This is a genomic window from Paraburkholderia sp. BR14374 (assembly GCF_040948685.1).
In the GTDB taxonomy this organism is placed as follows: domain Bacteria; phylum Pseudomonadota; class Gammaproteobacteria; order Burkholderiales; family Burkholderiaceae; genus Paraburkholderia; species Paraburkholderia youngii.
Map to the genome: position 1 here is coordinate 18,558 of NZ_JBFPKF010000026.1, position 16,755 is coordinate 35,312.

Here is a 16,755-nt window from a genome sequence, read left to right on the forward strand (position 1 = left end):
GATGAGCCTCTTCAACGGTATTGAAAAAGACGAGCCGTCTTCGCGCGGCATTCTTGGACGGTTCCGCGCGCTGCGCGCCGGGTTCACTGACGAATCCCCGGCATCGATGCCTATCGCCGGTGCAGACCGCAAGGAGGACACGAATCGCGAGCCGCGATTCGTGCGAAAGGACAGGCCGCTCAAGGCAGAGCCAGTGGACGCGAAGCCGGGGCAGCCGATGACGCTCGGCATGAGGCTGAGAATGGCGGACGTCACCGACGTCGATGCCAATGACAGCAACGCGCACGAGGCGGTCGGTGTCGATCCTGCACAGCCGGAAGCACCCCCTCACGCGGCGCGAGTTGAACCGACGATTGACGACGCAGCGGAAGCGCAACAGACCTCTCAGAACGTCGCTGGAACGACACGGGACGTTGGTCCCGAATCAGCGATGGCGGCCGACATGATGGAGCGTCCCTTTGCTGAGCCCACCGGGCAGCGGACCGAAGGGCATGACGTTGCACCGCAGGCAATGCCGCCGACACAGCCCGCCGACGGGTTGCACGAGGTGCACGAACTCCATGCTCAAGCGGACGTGGTGTCGCAGCAGGCCGGGTTCCTGCCGTCGGGCCTGCCGCAACTCGTGGCCGCAGATGCACTGGCTTTCAAGCGCATCCTCAGCGAGCGCGGCCAGGATGCGACGCTGCGCATTACCGATGCGGCGCGCCGTGAATTTGTGGCGGTCGAAGTGCAGGCCGGCATGGCAATCGTCGTCACGACGCGAACGTTTCATGAGTCCGCGCTTTATCCGACGTATGTCATGGATCTCGAGCGCGCCGACATCAAGGTGCATGAGGAGATGATCGCAACGGACGCCGTGATCGCGGCGATCTACGCGAGAGAGCGCAACCGGTCAGCGGCCGTCCTCCCGGAGAGTTCGCGTGCGATCGGCACGTTCCGCGATGTGACCGAAGCCGCGCACGCGTATGGCGCCGGTGATATCCACTTCGAATACCGCGACTTCAACGACGATGTCGAAGTCCGGTTCCGCGTGAACGGCGACCTCTACACGTACCGCAAGCTGCCCAAGGCGCTGGTGCGTCGCGCGCTGTCTGCCGCCTACCAGGATCTCGTCGCGCGCAACACCAACTCCGGCGAGACGTTCCAGCCCACGGCGTCGCAGTCGGCAATGATCCCGCTCGTTGTGCAGTCCGACATCGTCAATATCCGCTGGCAGAGTTCACCGCTCGTTGGCGGTTTTGATGTGGGCCTGCGCCTGCTCGACGGTAATTTCCGCAATCTCAAGGTACTGATGCCGGAACAGATGGGGCTGCAGACGTCCCAGTTGCGCATCATCCAGGCGCTGGGCAACGTTAGCGGCGGGGTCACGGTCCTCACCGGTGAGACTGGCTCGGCCAAGTCCACGTTGCTGCGCGCGATGTCCTTCATGCTCGCGTCGCGCGACCTTCGCAAGCAGTTCGCAGTCAATGAGCCGTCCGAGTATCCGCAGCCGTGGCTCTCGGACGTTTCGATTCCGCGTCGTCCCGATGAGACCGACGAAGAAGCGAACCGCAAGTGCGCCGAGGTGATCCGCACGCTGATGCGTATGGACCCGGACGATGTGACGGTCGGGGAAATCCGGGACCGTGTCGTCGCCGGGCTGGTCGCGGAGCTCGCGCTCACCGGGCATCCGGTGCGGACCACGCTTCACGCGGACAGCGCGATCGGTGCCTTCATGCGTCTCGCCGGTGGGCGCCTGCAGTTGCCGATGGACGAAGTGTCCTCCGAGAAGTTCATCAATGCTGTGGCAAACCAGAAGCTGATCCCCCTGCTGTGTCCGCACTGCAAGGTGCCCGCACGTGACGTGATGCCCGCAGCGCAGATTGAAACGCTCGAACGCAAGTTTGGCCTGGACACCTCGAAGATGGCGTGCCGCGACGAAGGCGGTTGCGAACACTGCCGCCTGAAGGGACTCTTCACGCGCGCGGGCAAGGTAGCGGCCGGCACGAAGGGGCAGACTCTTGCAATGGAGATCTTCCGGCCAACGATGGAGTTTCTGGACCGCGTTGCCGAACGCGACTGGCGCGGCGCTGAGCGGGTATGGCGATCGGCGCGCACGACCGGCTTTGACAGCGACGACATGACGGGCAAGACGATCTACGAGCACGCGCTCTACAAGGCGTCGCAAGGGATCATCGATCCGCGCTTCATCGACACGGCGATGCGTCCGTTTGACGAATACCGGATTTTCGCTGACCGTGACGGGAGGCTGCCGTCATGATCCGGGGACTGATTCATACGCTCTTCATGGCGCTGCCGCAGAAGGAGCGCATGCGCATCGCCAGATGGCGCTTCCAGAAGGTGCGCGAGACCTTCTATCGAGAGACACGTCTGGACGTGGCGGCCAAGGGGCTGCGCAATCGCGAGACGCTGCTCGAGCGGCTGACAACCCTCGAAAAGCGTCATCGCTCGCGCAGGTGGCTAACGTGGCCGGTGTTCAATGCGGTGGCGAAGCGCATGGTCGCGGGCGACGACTTTGCCGCCGCGCTCAAGCCGTTCATTCCGAGCCAGGAACACGCGCTTCTCGATATCGCCGGTACGTCGACGCGCGAAGACGCCGCGGTGCGCGGCCTGGAGCTGGCAGAAATGGCTGCGCACGCCGAAGGTGTGCTCGCGTCGACGACGTCGCTGGAAATGGCCTATCCGGCATTCCTGATCGTCTATCTCTACATGTTCTGCATGCTGTTCGGCGGAGAAATCTTCCCGGCCGTTGCGGACACGAAGCCGGTCGATCAATGGCTGCCGGTAGGGCAGACGCTCTATGCGATCGACACATTCTGCTACGAGTACTGGTGGCTGAGCGCCGCAATCGCCGCGGGTCTGGTGTCGTTGTATTTCTGGACGCTCCAGCGCTGGACCGGACACTTCCGCAACCGCGTCGATGCATTGCCGCTGATGTGGCGCAACCGCCGCGACCTGCGTGCTGCGCTGCTCATCGTGTCGCTTGCCGGTCTCTTCGATTCGAACCTCGTGCTGCGGGCGGCGCTCGACCGGCTTGCGAAGACCGCCGACCCGTGGCTCAGGTGGCACATCGACCGCATGAGCCGGCGGCTCACGCAACGCCCCGATGAACCGATGCGGGCGCTCGACACCGGCATCTTCTCCGAGGTGGTGATCGACACCATCGCCGACGCTGCGGGGCGCGACCAGTTCGTCCAGGCCATCAAGAATCTGGGCCGAACATCGCTGGACCGCGTCGTCGCCACCGTGCGCCGCAATGCACGTATCACGCATTACGTGCTGCTCGGCTTCGCTGTCACGCTGTTTTTTGTGCTTGGCATCGGATCGTACGCTGCGACCGGCGCTGCGAGCTTCGATTCTTCCCCGACTACATCAGCTGTATCCAATTGACCGAGGCATGGAAAAAATGAACAAGAACCCGATCCACAATCAGACCCAGGAACAACGCAAGGCCGCGATCCTGCGCATGGGCCGTCGGCGCAAACAGTCCGGCGAGCTGTCGATCATCGAAGGCGCTGCCGTGATGGCGGGTGCCGCGCTGCTGGCACTCATCGTATATGAGGGTCGCAGCTTCGTGATGGATCGTATCCACGCCCATCAGTTCAAGAGCGAGTCGCAACTCTTCCGCAGCGGTATTCAGGACGCGACGGCGAGCGACACGGATTTTTCGGCCGAGTCGCTACTCACGCTGGCGCAGAATCACGCGTTCGATTCGGCAGGCAGCCGGGTGAACAAGACGGCCGGCACGCTGACCGGCATCTTCGGTGGCCCGGTGACAGCTGCGGTCGCCACCATTGCCACGACCGACGATGCGATGGTGCTCACCTATCCGGTTCCGGCGACGGTCTGTTCGCTCGCGGTGGGCGCCGTGGCAGGCGCCTATACCAAGGTGACCGTCAACGGGACGACCGTCTCCGATCCCAATACGACCTTTAGCCAGACGACTGCGGGGACGGCGTGCAGTTCAAGTGGCGCGACGGCAAGCATTGCGATGTACGCGACGCACAACAACTAAGGATAGTCGCCCATGTTCAGCATCGTTGAGATGGTGGTCGTGCTGGTGGCCGCTGCGCTGATGACGACCGTCGCGATCAAGGAAGACGCCGCGAAACGGCGCGCGCAGGTCATGACGGCCGAAGGCCAGAACGAGGCGGTCATTAACTCGGCGTTATCTGACTGGGTGACCAACAATTACGCGACGCTGATTGGAGGGGGGCCTGTCGCGGTGGTAGCCAACCCGCCGACGCTCAATGACCTCTTTACGCAGGGGAACCTGAAACAGCCCCACGCGCCAGGGCCGTTCTGGGGCGGGTCGTACGTGATCAGCATGAGTGTCGGGCCTGCAACCTGTACGGCGAGCGCCGGTGGTCGATCTCCTCGCGGGATATGTTCAGCACCTCGCTGAAGCCGCTGTCGTGCCGCAACATCAGCTTCAGGTGGTCGACCAGATTGAAGTTCGTCACCTGAATGACTTCGTTGAGCCAGTCCGGGACGTAGAGCCGCTCGACCGCGCGGTAGTTATCTTTGTTTTCCATCATTTATTTTTTTCTCTCTTGTATCCAGCGGCCGACAATCAGGCTGCGCGTGCAGCAGCCTGCAGCTCCCCGTGAAACTTGCCGACGAGATCGGCCAGCGCCGTGAACAGACCGGCGAAGGCCTTATGCGCGCCCTCTGCGGTGACCAGCAGCTGTGCGCTGTGGTAGTCCTGCATGAAATCGCCGAATTTCTGGAGGAGCTCGAGACGGCCTGTGCTGCGCACATGCTCTTCGATGTGCCGACGTGGTACTGCCTGAACATCGGTCTGCTGCGTCAGTTCGTTGTGCCGGAAGGTCTGGGTATTCGCGTCGTGCACATTTTTGTCGACTTCGACGCTGTCGATCCAAAGACCGGCAAATCTGTCGGCGTTGCAGGTGGCGTTGAGCTCGCGAAGCGTCTGAGAGCCGAAGGGTTCACGGCCATCGTTCACCGGCCGCGTGTACGCGGAACCGACTTCGCTGACGAGTGGGTTGCACGGTGCGCGAATGCGGTGCCGTCGACGGAGAACTGTTGCGGCGGTGTGAAGGCTGCTCAACTCGCAGCGGCATTGCAGTAAGCGCGGCTTTCGCCGCACCTCTTTTATCTTGCCCGGTGGGGATATTTCCCACCGGGGAATATCTCGTCGGGCTATTTTTCTGGAGAAGAAAATGCGCTCGTTTCAAGCACTTGTCGGTGGTTTTGCGATCGTTGCTACGAACGGTGCCGAAGGCGGCCGTCAGCCGGTCGTCAAGTCCGAGGCAGTGGCGTTCGATGTGATCGACCGGAAGGCCGCAGGAAAAACGCAATACGCCAGCCGCGATCAGACCTTTACCGAGGCGTGGGATTTCTGCACACGCCGTCTTGCTATCGTTGCAGCCAAGCGGCCGCATTGAATACAACCCCTGAAACGACGCGGCTCCCCAAAAGGGGAGCCGCTTTTTTTTCGCCTGCGCGTTTCGCCAATTTCAGGATTTCAGGATGGCCAGGCATACCACCACAACGATAGCGAAGACCTTCCACAGCCGCCAGATTTCGCTCGACCAGATCGCGCCAGCCGCACCCGTCATCAGCAGTATGACGCACAGGTTCATGTCCACCACGTGCTTGCTCGCGAGCATCGCGGCGAACCACCACAGCGCGACCGACGCAACAAATATGATCGCGCGGCGTGCGAAGAACGGCAGTCCCATGAACCTGCTGTAATACGAAGTCGGACGTTCGATCGGGTCCATTACTGAGCACCCTTCTTCCGGTTCGTGTACCAAACGAGCACATCGTAGCTGTACCAGCCTGCGATGCCCGTGGCCGCGGCCGTTGCGAAAAACAGCCATGTACGCAGCTCGCCGAGCGGCAGGCCGCCTCGGACGATTTCGATCAGTTCCAGCATACAACCTCCAGTTAATGTTGCACCGGTGCAAGGCGCGGCGCGCGATGAACACACCGATGCGATACGCAACCACTACGGCATCTAGGACATCCATTAACCCCGTGGGGCACGCCCCTCGGGGCATGCCTCGTCTATTTTTCGGACCTTGGGCATGAGCAAAAACGCCGCACAACGTAAGCACGATCTGACCGCGGATTCTTGCCAGAAAGAGCTGGTGAAACTGATCCAGTCGTTCTCATACGGGCATCATCTTCATACGGTGTTTTCCGACTTCGTCGAGTTGAGTGCGCTGGCGATCAGCAACAGTGTGGACCGTGCGCAGTTCGATGCCCGCGAGAAGCGCTACCTTGATATCGTCGGCAAGTACAAAAAGGAGGAAGTCGCGAAATTCCCGCAAATGCTTGGCCTTCTCGTTGAGTCGTTCGAGCTGCGTGTGGCGATGATCGGCAAGCCAACGTCAGGCGCTCAATTGATTGGCGGTGGCCTGACGGACGTTCTCGGCGAGACCTACATGATGCTGGGGCTCGGAAACGACAGGGCAGGCCAGTTCTTCACGCCTTACACCGTCTCCCGGATGATGTCGATGATGCTGATGGGCGATTGCGGTGCCGAAGTTCAACGGCGCGGCTTCATCCGGCTTCAGGAGCCCGCATGTGGCGCTGGTGGCATGGTGATCGCTGCGGCGGAATCGTTGCATGCTGCCGGCCACAACTATCAGCAGGTGATGCACGCGACCTGTATCGACATTGATCCGTGTTGCGTCCACATGGCCTATGTGCAACTCTCGCTGCTGCATATCCCCGCCACCGTGGTACATGGCAACGCGCTGTCGATGGAGGTATGGGGCACGTGGTACACGCCTGCGCACGTGCTGGGCGGCTGGACCTTCAGGCTGCGACGGAGGGTCGAGGCAGAACTGCTTCGCGATGCTGTCGCGCTCGAGCACGACGAGCCAGTCGAAGAGATCGCAGTAGCTGCCCGCCACGATGCGGGTGGCGATGCGGTCGCAACCGGAATGGATGAACCCGATGTCGCTGTACTGGAACGGGCAAACGGCAACGCCGCAGACATTTCTCCTGTTCGTGAGGCAACCTCTCTGGCGGAACTGTTCGAGCAGTCGCTTGCGAGTGGCACGCGCGAGCGCTCGGTGTTCGATACGATCGACCAGTTGACGCTCTTTTGAAACGAAGGCCCACCCGAGAACGGTGGGCCTTTTTTCTTAGCGATATGCAATTGTGAAGCTTTCCGCTGAAACGGCGGCGGATCGTGACGGTATCTTTGATGAACCTACCGCGTCTCTGACGCATCGACCCAGCCGGCTCGCCCGGCATCGTTCATCTTTGACCCCATCGGGAACCACTCCCGATAGGGAGCAGGTTCCCCTTTCTGGAGAACCTGCAATGCAACAACTTACTGCACCCCTGAAGCGCATCAAGCTTGGTCGTAACCCGCGTACGTACTTCGATCCGAAGGCGATGGCGGAACTGACCGAGTCGATTCGCGCGCATGGAGTCGACACGCCGATCATCGTTCGCCCCGTTGTCGAAGACGACTTCGACTTCGAGGTAATCGCGGGTGGTCGGCGCTATCGCGGCGCCATGGACGCTCACGGTGAAGACTTCCCGATGCCCATCGTTGTAAAGGACGTCGATGAAGTCGAAGCGCGCCGTATTGCGCTCACCGAAAACATCCAGCGCCACAACCTCTCTCCTGCCGAAGAAGCCGTCGATGCCGCCGAGCTGCTCGGACTGCATGGCGGCGACCGCGACGTGACTGCCAAGCTCCTTGGATGGTCACGCTCGACACTGGACAGCCGCCTTGCGCTGCTGAACTGTTCGAAGGCGGTGCTCGACGCGCTGAGCGAGCGGAAAATCAACATCGCTCACGCTGAACTGCTGGCGGCCCTCTCGAAAGAGAATCAGGACAAGGTGCTGCCTGTCGTTGTCGCTGAGAAGCGGTCGGCCGCTGATGTGCGCAATCTGGTGGAATCGGCGTCGTGCGCGTTGGCTTCTGCCATCTTCGACAGGACGGACTGTGCGGGGTGCCCGCACAACTCTTCAACGCAGGCACAGATGTTTGGCGAAGCGATCGGTACGGGAAACTGTACCAACCGGACCTGCTTCAACGAGAAGACGGAGAAGCAGCTTGAAGTGACAGCGGCAGGCCTGCGTGACGAGTTCCAGACCGTGCGTATCGTGCGTGCCGGGGACAACAACACGCGCGTGCAACTGGCTGTGGAAGGCGCGAACGGCGTTGGTCTCGAACAGGCGAAAGCCTGTCACGGTTGCGCAAATTACGGCGCAGCAGTGAGTGGCCTTCCGGATTCGATTGGTAAGGTCTATCGCGGCCAGTGCTTCGACACCGTCTGCAACATGAAGAAGGTGGCGGCTCGCATCCAGGCGGAGAAGGCTGCATCGCAGCCGGCAAAGCCCGACAGTGCAAAGTCCGCACCAGCAGCCAAAAGCGCAAGTGCGGGCAGCAAGTCAGCCACTGCTCCGGCGTCCACGAACCCCTCGGTGACGGTCATTGCCGAGTCCGAGAAGGTGAAGGCCTATCGCGTGAAGCTGTGGCGCAAGGCCTTGCGCGCCGATATCGGCATGAATCATGAACTGGCCCGCCAGTATCTGATTGCAGTCGTGCTGAGCGGTCATGCACGTCAGGTCGACGATGCTGCGTTCCGCAAGTTCTTCGAGCGGATTGTTGGCAGCGAGGCACCCGTGTCCAACCTGCCCAAGGCGATCGACGCCGTGCAGGCAGCGAAGGAAAGCTCACAGGCGGACCTGATGATTGCAATGCTGTTCGCCGCAATCGAAGGTCTGGATGTGACGTATCTGACGCAACTGTGCAAGTCGCACAAGCTGGATCTGAAAAAGCACTGGAAACTCGACAAGGAGTTTCTGGAGCTGATCACGAAGTCCGAGATGATGGTGCTGGCCGACGAGATCGGCATCCGCGCCGCGCTGGGCGACAACTTCAAAAAGGTCTTCGCGAAATCGAAGCCGGAAGTCATCGAGGCGCTCCTCAAGGTCGAAGGTTTCGACTACGAGGGCAAGCTGCCGAAGGTGCTGAAGTTCTGAAATCGCGGGGCGCGTTCTGCGTCCCGTCTCCCCTCTATATGTATACGCCGCCATCGCGCGGCGTCTCTCTTCTTTCGAGGTATTCAATGTTTCAACAACTTGAAGCGCTGGTGCGAGCCAGCGGCAAGCTGCAACTTACGCTGAAGATGGACAACGAACGCGTGGCGGTAGTGGTGGTGCCGCAAGGCGAGGGCAAGGACGCTGCGCTGCGCCAGCCGCTGGTGCTTACTGGTACGGCGGCCGAGCTCGACGAGGGCTTCGCTGCGGCGATCGGTTCGTACTCGACGGCTCATGCGTCGCTGTCCGAACAGGTCGCGGCAACCACCGCGATCCTGCAGGAAGCGGAGAAGAGCCAGGCGTCCAAAGCGCAGAAGTCTCTCGCAAAGGGCGGTAAGACGGCACCGGCGAAAGCCGGTCATTCAACCCACGTTTCTGGTCTATCTCACCGACATGGATGGAGCATTTCCGATCGATGAACCGTCCTATCCCGTCCTGTGGGCATCGACCGTGCCGCTCCGGCGCGCGAAGAAGGCACCGTTTGGGGAAATGATGGAAGTGATCTGCTGACAGGCGATGTCTGCCACGTGTTCTGAACCCAAGCCCGGCGAATTTCGCCGGGCTATTTTTTTGTCCGCGATAACGCCGGCGGTCGGGCCGCTATCGGCCCAACTACGGTCATTCGATGCCGCTGAACGATTCGTTGAAAATCACGGGCGCGGAACGTTGCAAACCAGGCCGCGACATTCAGACTTGGAGGAGGAAGAGGAATACAAGGCGGTGGTTACCGACCGCCGTCCTGCACTGCAGAATTTGCTACAGGGTCGTTCTTGTCTTGACTGCATTCAGTCCGAAGCACTGGGGATCGCGTCAGGGGTAGAGGTTCCAGTGTGCCCCGTGCTGCATTGGGGAGTCTTGCGGCGCCACGACCATGCGCGGCACCTGGGAGAGGTCGATGCCCTGCACTCGGAGGTTGTCCACTGTCTCGTCGAGTTCGAAGAGCATGGAGGCGCGCTGATGGGCCTGTAGCCGGTGGAACCGGACCAGCGCGACAGGCGCTCCGTCAAAATCGAAGTCTGGCATGCCGGAGAGAAGCTTCTCGGTCCGGCGGCGCTCTACGTCGGGGCCTTCCATCGTTTCGGCGGCCAGGTGGATGATCGACGGTTTATCACGAGGCACCTGCTTCACGGCGTCTGAGAGCAGCTTCTTGATGTCTTTCGCCTTTTTGTCGATCGACACCTCGGAGTCGAAGTTCCGTGTGAAGCCGCACGCAAACGCGACCTCCTCGACGTACATGCCGAGTTCCGACACTTCGCAGCCGTTCACGTGCCCGCGCTTGATCATCGGTAGGAGCGTGACCGATGCGTCTTCAGGCGCCCAGTCGCCGCCGATCACCTGCGTCAGCATGGGCGAGTTAGCCTTCACGCTAAACTCTCGCATATGCCGGCGAACTCCCGCTTGGTCGATAAGGCGAGCCTTGATCGTCGCCTGCTCGTTGTCCATCAGAACTCGTTCACCCAAGCCGATCGGCAGCGACGATTGCCAGAGGTCAAGCAGGAAGTCGTCGGGCAGTTCGGCCGGATCGACGTGGAACGTCCCCTTGAACCACACCCACTGACGCTTCTCGAGCAGGACATGCCGGCCAGCGTCCCACAGGCGCAGAAATTGGTTGCGCTCCTTCTCCGAGTAATCAGTTGTGCGGACCATGCGTTTGCATTCGACGAAAAACTCTTGGTCTCCGCGCACGATACGCATGTCTGGAGTCTTATCCTGACCTTCTTCGATGAACGTCACGTCCCAACCTTCTTTGGCGTAGGCAAGCGCCACCAGTACCTCGAAGAGAAGCCCGTCGGGCTGCTTGCGGTGCTCCTTCAACAATTCGTCCAGCTTGCGCTCGATCCCGACCACACGGTGCGCGTGCTGCCACCTGGCACCGAGGCCGGCGAAGAACGGAAGGATGCGCTGCGACTGGCTCACATCCGTGCAGAGCGGATCGTTAATCGCCTGGTCGCACAAAAAAAGGTACCAGCCCATTTCGTCCTCGCGCACGCGCACAGACTGAGCCTCCGCGAGCTTGGTACCGTTCACGCGACCCTTCAGGTGATCGAGCACCGCAGCGCGGCGCTGCTGCCAGTGCTCGGGCGTCATACGGTCCATGAACGGCTTGAGTCCGGCTTTCAGCGCTTGCCGTGTGGGGTCGTCGTCGTCCGCCATGCCCATGGCTTCGGCGAGTTCGCGTTTATTCCGCTTAATCGCTTCCGCTTCGCGTTGTTCGCGGGAACCCCGCCGACGTGCCTCGCCCATGCTCTTCTCCTTCTTGGTACGGGGGATTGTACGAGAATCGAGGTCGAGAACGGTCGGCTCCGCGCACACCTTAACGTCCGCTCCGAGTCTCAACGGGACGTTTTCACGAAGCACGAGCGGATGCCCATGATTTCACGCGGTTGGCTTCAGCCGAAAAGGTCCGGCTGCCGCGGATCGGTCTCCGCGGTGGCGACCACGGGGGCAGGCGCCGGCTTCGGCTCGATCCGAAAGAAGTCCGGGCTCACACCGGCGTTTCTGGCGGCGCGTAGCCAGTCGGGCATGTTGCGCAGCCCGTTCCATTCATTGCCGCGCGCATCGCGATAAAGCGGCGGGTGCTCGACGTCATGCTGGATTGACTCAGCGAGTGCTTCAAGCGTAATGCCGAACTCGTTCATGCGTCGGCGAAGCCAGATGATCAGCCTGTCGCGGGCCTCGCCGTCAGCGATTTTTCCCCTCATGTCCTGTGGCCCGAATTCTGGTTGTCCCGGTTGATGCCTAGGTCGCTAGGCGCGCCTGCGGGCCGTCTGCTCAAATGTCTCGCCCGCGCGAAAACGATCCAGCCTGTCGCTAGCGTCAGCGATCGCGGCGACTGGCGCGCGCCGAAGCTGATGGTCGTATGTGCTCACGATCGTCGCGAACTGCGCAAATCCGTCATCGTCGAGCATCCACACGCCGGTGTCCCGGCCGCGGTCGAATGCCGACCCGATCACCTCTTCTGCGTCCTGCATCTGTTCGACCGTCGCCGAGCCGTATCCGGCTTCCGCGAGCAGCCGCACAACGATCATGGCCTGGCACAGCGTCTGGGCAGCGTTCAGGTTGCCCTGGCCTCGTCGCATCGCGTCGAGGGCTATGTGCACCTGTAAGGAAAGTTCGTCCGCCTGGGCGCGCGGCATCGGCAACAGCAGAGTTTTCGAGCGGCGGGCGCGAACGGCCTGCGGGCTTGTGTAAAACGGAATTGTTCTTGCCATCGATGATTGATGATTGGAAAGGCAATTGCGCCGCAGACATATACCACAATTTCCCGCTGCGGTTAATCCGAAAGCTATACGTTTTTCTTGAGCTTTCCGGGTTAAACCCGTTAGCCGGCTGACGGGAACGAGCAACGCGCGATGCAGCGCCGCGTGGTTCAAGGCATCCATCGTCTGCGACATCGAGCACGACACTTTCCCCGAAAGCTCGCGGATTTGATCGTTCTTTCAGTCTGCTTCAGGTTCCGGCCGGACGGAACAATAGCAGGCATGTCCGAGGCTACCGACAATCCCCTGCTCAAACTGCGCCCGCTCGAGGAGAGCGCGGTCCGCATGTTTTTCGAGTCCCTGCGTCCATTGCGCGAGTGCTTTGAGGCGCCCGACGTTGCTGAAATCATGATCAACGATTTCAACAACATCTGGATCGAGCGCCGCGGCAAGATGCATCGGCTTGACCTCACGCTTAACGAGGCGGTGCTTGACGGCGCGATCAGCGCGCTGGCGGCATCGGTCGACAAGTCGGCGGTCGCTGGCACCGCGCAGGGGATCATCAACGCAGGCCACAAGAATCTGCGTATCGCATCGGTGATGCGGCCCACCGCGATCGACGGCAATGCGCTTTCGATCCGCAAGCACCGCGACAAGCACCTGTCGCTTAGCGACTACGTGAACATGGGCGCGTTCTCGCTCACGAACGCCCGCAAGGAAAAGGAACTCGATCTCTTCCCTCCGGGCATCCAGGACGATGCTTTGCGCGAGGCGCTGAGCGCGATGGTGCGGGCACGCCGCAACGTACTCGTCGCCGGCGGCACGTCGTCGGGCAAAACCACCCTGCTCAACGCGCTCAATGCCGAGATTCCTGAAGACGAACGCGTCATCACGGTCGAGGACACGATGGAACTGAAGCTGACCGCGCCCAATCGCGTGCGGCTGCTCTCAAACCCCGACAAGGGTGTCACGACCCAGCTGCTCGTCGCCCTGTGCCTGCGCTTCCGGCCCGACCGGATCATCGTCGGCGAAGTCCGAAGCGGCGAGGCCTACGACTTCATCCAGGCGCTGAGTACGGGGCACGACGGCGGCATGGGTTCGATCCATGCCAACGACGCGCGTGGCGGGCTGAGCCGCCTCGAAAGTCTCGCCATGCTCGGGGTGCCGCCGGGCAGCCGGTGGGAACTGGCGGACATGCGCAAGGCGGTGGCCGACTGCTTCCACTACGTCATTCATCTTCGCCGCACAGGCGAGCTGCGTCACGTTTCTGAAATCCTCGAAATCAAGGGTTTCAGGGACGGCGACTACGTTCTCAACCGCGTTTTCTAACCCATCGGAGTGCCGTTTATGAAGAAGTACCCGTCTGATTTTCTCGCTACCGCGCGCGAGCGCACGCGAGCGCTGAGCCGACTGATCTGGACGCGCTTCCTGACGCGTCGGGAGCTGCGTTCGACTCTGGTGGGCGCCTCGCTCGCCGCATTGGCGCCGTTCGCGTCGGCCACCGACCTGACCGACCTCGGTTCCGCGACGGACGTCATCTGTCTGATCTCGGCCTATATCAGCGGTCCCTGGCTGTACGGCATCGGCATCGTGCTGATCATCGTCGGCGCCGTCGCGATCGGCAACTCGGAAAGCACCATCGGCAAGGTCATTTCGACCGTCTTCGTTGGTCTCGGCCTCGCGGCGTGCGCAATTCCGATCGTGAAGAACCATCTCCACGTCACCTACACCTGCACCTGAGTTCACATGCGTAAGCCCACCCGCGTCAGCCGTTCGCTTTCGCTGCCTCGCCAGATGGGCGGGGCAGATCGCGGACTCGCGATCGCCAACGGCACGATGACCATGCTGCTCTGCTACACCAGCATGACGCCAACCTTCCTCGTCGTTGGGATCGCGGTGCACTGGCTGCTGCGCTGGAAAAGCTCGAAAGATCCGTGGTGGAAGCAGGTCATGCTCGTCTACAACCGCTACGCGGACGTGTATGAGCCCCTGCCAACCGCGAAGTTTTCGGCCCGGTTCAAACGTCCCTATGGATTTGATCAGGACCTGCCATGCTGAAGAAGAGCCTGAAACGCCGCTCGATCCAGGAGATCGCCCCTTGGGCGACGATGGTCACGCCCGAGCTGATCCTCGACAAGGACGGGTCGCTGCTGACCGTCTATACGTTCGAAGGCGTGGACGCCGACAGCCCAAACGCCTCCGATATTTCGGCCGCGCGCGACAACCTTGATCACGCCTGCAAGAATTTCGACCACCGGATTACGGCGTGGTGGAAGCTCTCGCACCGGCGCGTCAAGGGAGACATCGGCGGGACTTTCGATTCCTCGATGGACGCGCGTGTCGACGAAATCAATCGCGCTCATGTCGCGAGCGGCCGGTATTTCCGCAACACGCATTCGCTCGCGCTCGCCTTCACGCCCGAGACCGGCGTCAACAAGATCTTCGAGAAGGTCGCGTATCATATGACGGTGGGCGGCAAATCGATGCCGCTCGCGATCTTCGAGACGATCAAGGACTCGGTGCTTGCGCGCAGTGCCTTCGCCTTTGATATCGAGCGGCTGACGTCTGACATCAAGCGGTTCGAAGGCGTGATCGACGCGTTCAAGGGCGGTGTCACGCGCCTGAGGATGAACCGTCTGCAGTTGCAGAACGCGCTCGCCTTTCTCCATCAGGCGGCCAACCCGTCGGTGCCGCCGCGGCGCGTGCGGTATCCGGTCACGATGCTGGACACGCACCTGACCGAGAGCGAAGTCACGATCGGTGCCGACACGCTGATGTTCGAATCGGCGCACGGCAATCGGTACGCGAAGATCATCGCGGTCAAGGAGTGGATGGGCTTTCAGGAAGCGGCGCTCGACGTGCTCGCCGAAGTCGACGCCGAACTGGATGTGTGCGTGATGTTCCGCTTTCTGGACACAACGAAGGCGAGCGCGTACATCGAGAAGATCCGCAAGTTTTACAAGGTCGCAGCGTTCAACCCCTGGTCGATCCTCAAGGCCTATTTCTCCAAGGAGGAGCAGAAAAACGACGAAGGCCGCGAGCGTCTCGCTGATGAAGCGGAAAAGGCGCTGGCGAAGCTCGTCGCGGACGGGCAGCAGTATGGCTTTGCGAACGTTTCGGTGATCGTCTATGGCGATACGGTCGAGGAATGCGACGATGCCACGCGCGAAGTGATCGGCCGCATCGGCAACGCTGGCTTTGGCGTGATCCTCGAGCGGGACAATCTGTTTGCCGCCTGGCAGACGACCCTGCCGGGCCGGTGGGACCAGCAGAGGCGATTGCAGTTTGTCGAAACGCCGGCGGTGTCCGACATCGCCCCGGTGCGCAGCGTCTCGGAAGGCGACACGGTCAATGCGTGGCTCACGCAGCAGTCCGGCGAGAAGACCGGGCCGCTCACGATGCTGCCAACGCGTCACAAGACGCTGCAGCGTGTGAGTCTGCACCATCCGGGCGGCAAGTCGCACGCGCTCGTGATTGGCCCGATTGGCGCGGGCAAGTCGATCTTCCTGAATTTCCTCGTCTCCCAGACCGGGCGCCACAAGGCGCGGCGAATCCGGTTCGACAAGGACCGCTCGACCCGCATCCCGACCCTGCTCGCGGGCGGACGGTTCGTCGACGCAACGGGGCGCTTTGAGGCCGGGACCTCGGTCAATCCGCTTTCGCTGCTGCACGATTCAAAGCACTTCCCGTACGTCGCCGAGTGGGTGCAGATGGCGATCGAGGACGATGACTTCCGATGCTCGCCGCAACAGCAGCGCACGATTTTCGAGAAAGTCACGGTCCTGGGTACGGGCTACCCGCGAGACCTCTGGACACTGTCCAACCTGAACGCGCTTCTGCCGATCGAGCTGCGCGAGCGGCTCGCCGTCTGGACCCAGGGCGAAAAGAACGGCCGGTTTTTCGACCACATCGACGACGCCTTCTCGCTGTCCGACGACATCTCGATCGAGATGGGCGACCTGTTCCAGAACTATCCGGTGGCCGCGGCGCTGTTCATGGATTACGCGTTCTACCGTATCGCGCAATGGCTTGACGGCAAGCGCTACACGGTCATCGAAGTGGAGGAGGCGGGCTTCTTCTTCCAGTATCCGCGCTTCTACCAGCGGCTGGAAATCTGGGCAGTCACCATCCGCAAGCTGAATGCGACGCTACTGCTCGCGACGCAGTCGCTTTCCCAGGTGGCCCGCATCCCGAACTTTGAAATTCTCAAAGAGAACATTCCCAACATCTTCTATCTGCCCAACAAGGATGCAAAGAACAACCTGCATCTGTATCGCGACCTGTTCGGGCTGACGGAACATCAGATCGACATGCTGGCCAACGCCGTGCCGAACCGCGATTACCTGTGGGTGACGCCGGACCAGACCCGCATGCTGCAGGCGAGCTTTCCGAAGGAAACGCTCGCGGTGCTGCGCTCGGACGGCCGCGCGCAGGCAGTGCTCGACAGGCACTACACGTCCGGCGCACCGGACTGGCGCGAGGCCTACGTGCGCGAAATGCTGACCCTCGACTAGGAAAC

General features: G+C 61.5%; 18 protein-coding genes and 2 pseudogenes. 15 read left to right on the top strand and 5 right to left on the bottom strand.

Annotated features, from left to right (window positions below):
- Nucleotide 1: 1 nt before the first annotated feature.
- From AB3X86_RS33855 to AB3X86_RS33885, 7 genes and pseudogenes are all read left to right on the top strand, one after another.
- Nucleotides 2–2,260, top strand: a complete 2,259-nt coding sequence (locus AB3X86_RS33855; protein ID WP_368599331.1) for an ATPase, T2SS/T4P/T4SS family — start codon at nucleotides 2–4, stop codon at nucleotides 2,258–2,260.
- The gene (locus AB3X86_RS33860) at nucleotides 2,257–3,390 is read left to right on the top strand and encodes a type II secretion system protein (RefSeq protein WP_368599332.1); all 1,134 of its coding nucleotides are present in this window, start codon (nucleotides 2,257–2,259) and stop codon (nucleotides 3,388–3,390) included. Before AB3X86_RS33855 ends, AB3X86_RS33860 begins: the two co-directional genes overlap by 4 nt.
- Before the next feature lie 16 nt (nucleotides 3,391–3,406).
- On the top strand, nucleotides 3,407–4,015 hold the full coding sequence (locus AB3X86_RS33865; protein ID WP_018432859.1) for a type 4 pilus major pilin: 609 nt from the start codon (nucleotides 3,407–3,409) through the stop codon (nucleotides 4,013–4,015).
- A 12-nt stretch (nucleotides 4,016–4,027) separates the two neighbouring features.
- Nucleotides 4,028–4,405, top strand: a complete 378-nt coding sequence (locus AB3X86_RS33870; RefSeq protein WP_368599333.1) for a hypothetical protein — start codon at nucleotides 4,028–4,030, stop codon at nucleotides 4,403–4,405.
- Complete coding sequence (locus tag AB3X86_RS33875; RefSeq protein WP_368599334.1) at nucleotides 4,365–4,610, top strand: hypothetical protein; 246 nt, start codon at nucleotides 4,365–4,367, stop codon at nucleotides 4,608–4,610. Before AB3X86_RS33870 ends, AB3X86_RS33875 begins: the two co-directional genes overlap by 41 nt.
- Before the next feature lie 119 nt (nucleotides 4,611–4,729).
- Nucleotides 4,730–5,092 (top strand): annotated as a pseudogene (locus AB3X86_RS33880) (toprim domain-containing protein); the annotation flags it as partial.
- A gap of 91 nt (nucleotides 5,093–5,183) precedes the next feature.
- Nucleotides 5,184–5,408: a hypothetical protein gene (locus AB3X86_RS33885; RefSeq protein ID WP_368599335.1), complete on the top strand. Its 225-nt coding sequence runs from the start codon at nucleotides 5,184–5,186 to the stop codon at nucleotides 5,406–5,408.
- A 72-nt stretch (nucleotides 5,409–5,480) separates the two neighbouring features.
- Here AB3X86_RS33885 and AB3X86_RS33890 read toward each other — a convergent pair whose 3' ends face one another.
- Together AB3X86_RS33890 and AB3X86_RS33895 are read right to left on the bottom strand one after the other, a co-directional pair.
- Nucleotides 5,481–5,747: a hypothetical protein gene (locus tag AB3X86_RS33890; protein ID WP_368599336.1), complete on the bottom strand. Its 267-nt coding sequence runs from the start codon at nucleotides 5,745–5,747 to the stop codon at nucleotides 5,481–5,483.
- Nucleotides 5,747–5,902 (bottom strand): hypothetical protein, encoded by a 156-nt coding sequence (locus tag AB3X86_RS33895; protein WP_176382588.1) that lies wholly within the window; start codon nucleotides 5,900–5,902, stop codon nucleotides 5,747–5,749. Before AB3X86_RS33895 ends, AB3X86_RS33890 begins: the two co-directional genes overlap by 1 nt.
- 151 nt (nucleotides 5,903–6,053) lie before the next feature.
- Here AB3X86_RS33895 and AB3X86_RS33900 point away from each other — a divergent pair, with 151 nt between their 5' ends.
- From AB3X86_RS33900 to AB3X86_RS33915, 4 genes and pseudogenes are all read left to right on the top strand, one after another.
- On the top strand, nucleotides 6,054–7,085 hold the full coding sequence (locus tag AB3X86_RS33900) for an N-6 DNA methylase (protein WP_368599337.1): 1,032 nt from the start codon (nucleotides 6,054–6,056) through the stop codon (nucleotides 7,083–7,085).
- 217 nt (nucleotides 7,086–7,302) lie between these two features.
- Nucleotides 7,303–8,979 carry a PRTRC system ParB family protein gene (locus tag AB3X86_RS33905; protein ID WP_368599338.1) on the top strand — a complete coding sequence of 559 codons (1,677 nt, stop codon included), beginning with the start codon at nucleotides 7,303–7,305 and terminating at the stop codon, nucleotides 8,977–8,979.
- Nucleotides 8,980–9,065: 86 nt separating this feature from the next.
- Nucleotides 9,066–9,455, top strand: a complete 390-nt coding sequence (locus tag AB3X86_RS33910) for a PRTRC system protein E (RefSeq protein WP_368599339.1) — start codon at nucleotides 9,066–9,068, stop codon at nucleotides 9,453–9,455.
- Nucleotides 9,397–9,546: pseudogene (locus tag AB3X86_RS33915) on the top strand (VWA-like domain-containing protein); the annotation flags it as partial. The gene AB3X86_RS33910 and the pseudogene AB3X86_RS33915, both read left to right, overlap by 59 nt.
- Before the next feature lie 300 nt (nucleotides 9,547–9,846).
- Here the strand turns inward: AB3X86_RS33915 and AB3X86_RS33920 are convergent.
- From AB3X86_RS33920 to AB3X86_RS33930, 3 genes are all read right to left on the bottom strand, one after another.
- Nucleotides 9,847–11,280 (bottom strand): hypothetical protein, encoded by a 1,434-nt coding sequence (locus tag AB3X86_RS33920; protein WP_368599340.1) that lies wholly within the window; start codon nucleotides 11,278–11,280, stop codon nucleotides 9,847–9,849.
- A 146-nt stretch (nucleotides 11,281–11,426) separates the two neighbouring features.
- Nucleotides 11,427–11,675 carry a hypothetical protein gene (locus tag AB3X86_RS33925; protein ID WP_368599341.1) on the bottom strand — a complete coding sequence of 83 codons (249 nt, stop codon included), beginning with the start codon at nucleotides 11,673–11,675 and terminating at the stop codon, nucleotides 11,427–11,429.
- Nucleotides 11,676–11,783: 108 nt separating this feature from the next.
- The gene (locus tag AB3X86_RS33930; RefSeq protein ID WP_368599342.1) at nucleotides 11,784–12,248 is read right to left on the bottom strand and encodes a hypothetical protein; all 465 of its coding nucleotides are present in this window, start codon (nucleotides 12,246–12,248) and stop codon (nucleotides 11,784–11,786) included.
- A gap of 270 nt (nucleotides 12,249–12,518) precedes the next feature.
- On the opposite strand from AB3X86_RS33930, the gene AB3X86_RS33935 reads away from it, so the two are divergent.
- The 4 genes from AB3X86_RS33935 to AB3X86_RS33950 are packed head-to-tail and all read left to right on the top strand — an operon-like array spanning nucleotide 12,519 to nucleotide 16,750.
- On the top strand, nucleotides 12,519–13,565 hold the full coding sequence (locus tag AB3X86_RS33935) for a CpaF family protein (RefSeq protein ID WP_368599370.1): 1,047 nt from the start codon (nucleotides 12,519–12,521) through the stop codon (nucleotides 13,563–13,565).
- A gap of 18 nt (nucleotides 13,566–13,583) precedes the next feature.
- On the top strand, nucleotides 13,584–13,976 hold the full coding sequence (locus AB3X86_RS33940) for a conjugal transfer protein TrbC (protein WP_368599343.1): 393 nt from the start codon (nucleotides 13,584–13,586) through the stop codon (nucleotides 13,974–13,976).
- A 6-nt stretch (nucleotides 13,977–13,982) separates the two neighbouring features.
- Nucleotides 13,983–14,294 (top strand): VirB3 family type IV secretion system protein, encoded by a 312-nt coding sequence (locus tag AB3X86_RS33945; protein WP_018432932.1) that lies wholly within the window; start codon nucleotides 13,983–13,985, stop codon nucleotides 14,292–14,294.
- Complete coding sequence (locus AB3X86_RS33950) at nucleotides 14,288–16,750, top strand: VirB4 family type IV secretion system protein (RefSeq protein ID WP_368599344.1); 2,463 nt, start codon at nucleotides 14,288–14,290, stop codon at nucleotides 16,748–16,750. Before AB3X86_RS33945 ends, AB3X86_RS33950 begins: the two co-directional genes overlap by 7 nt.
- The last annotated feature ends 5 nt before the right edge of the window (nucleotides 16,751–16,755 follow it).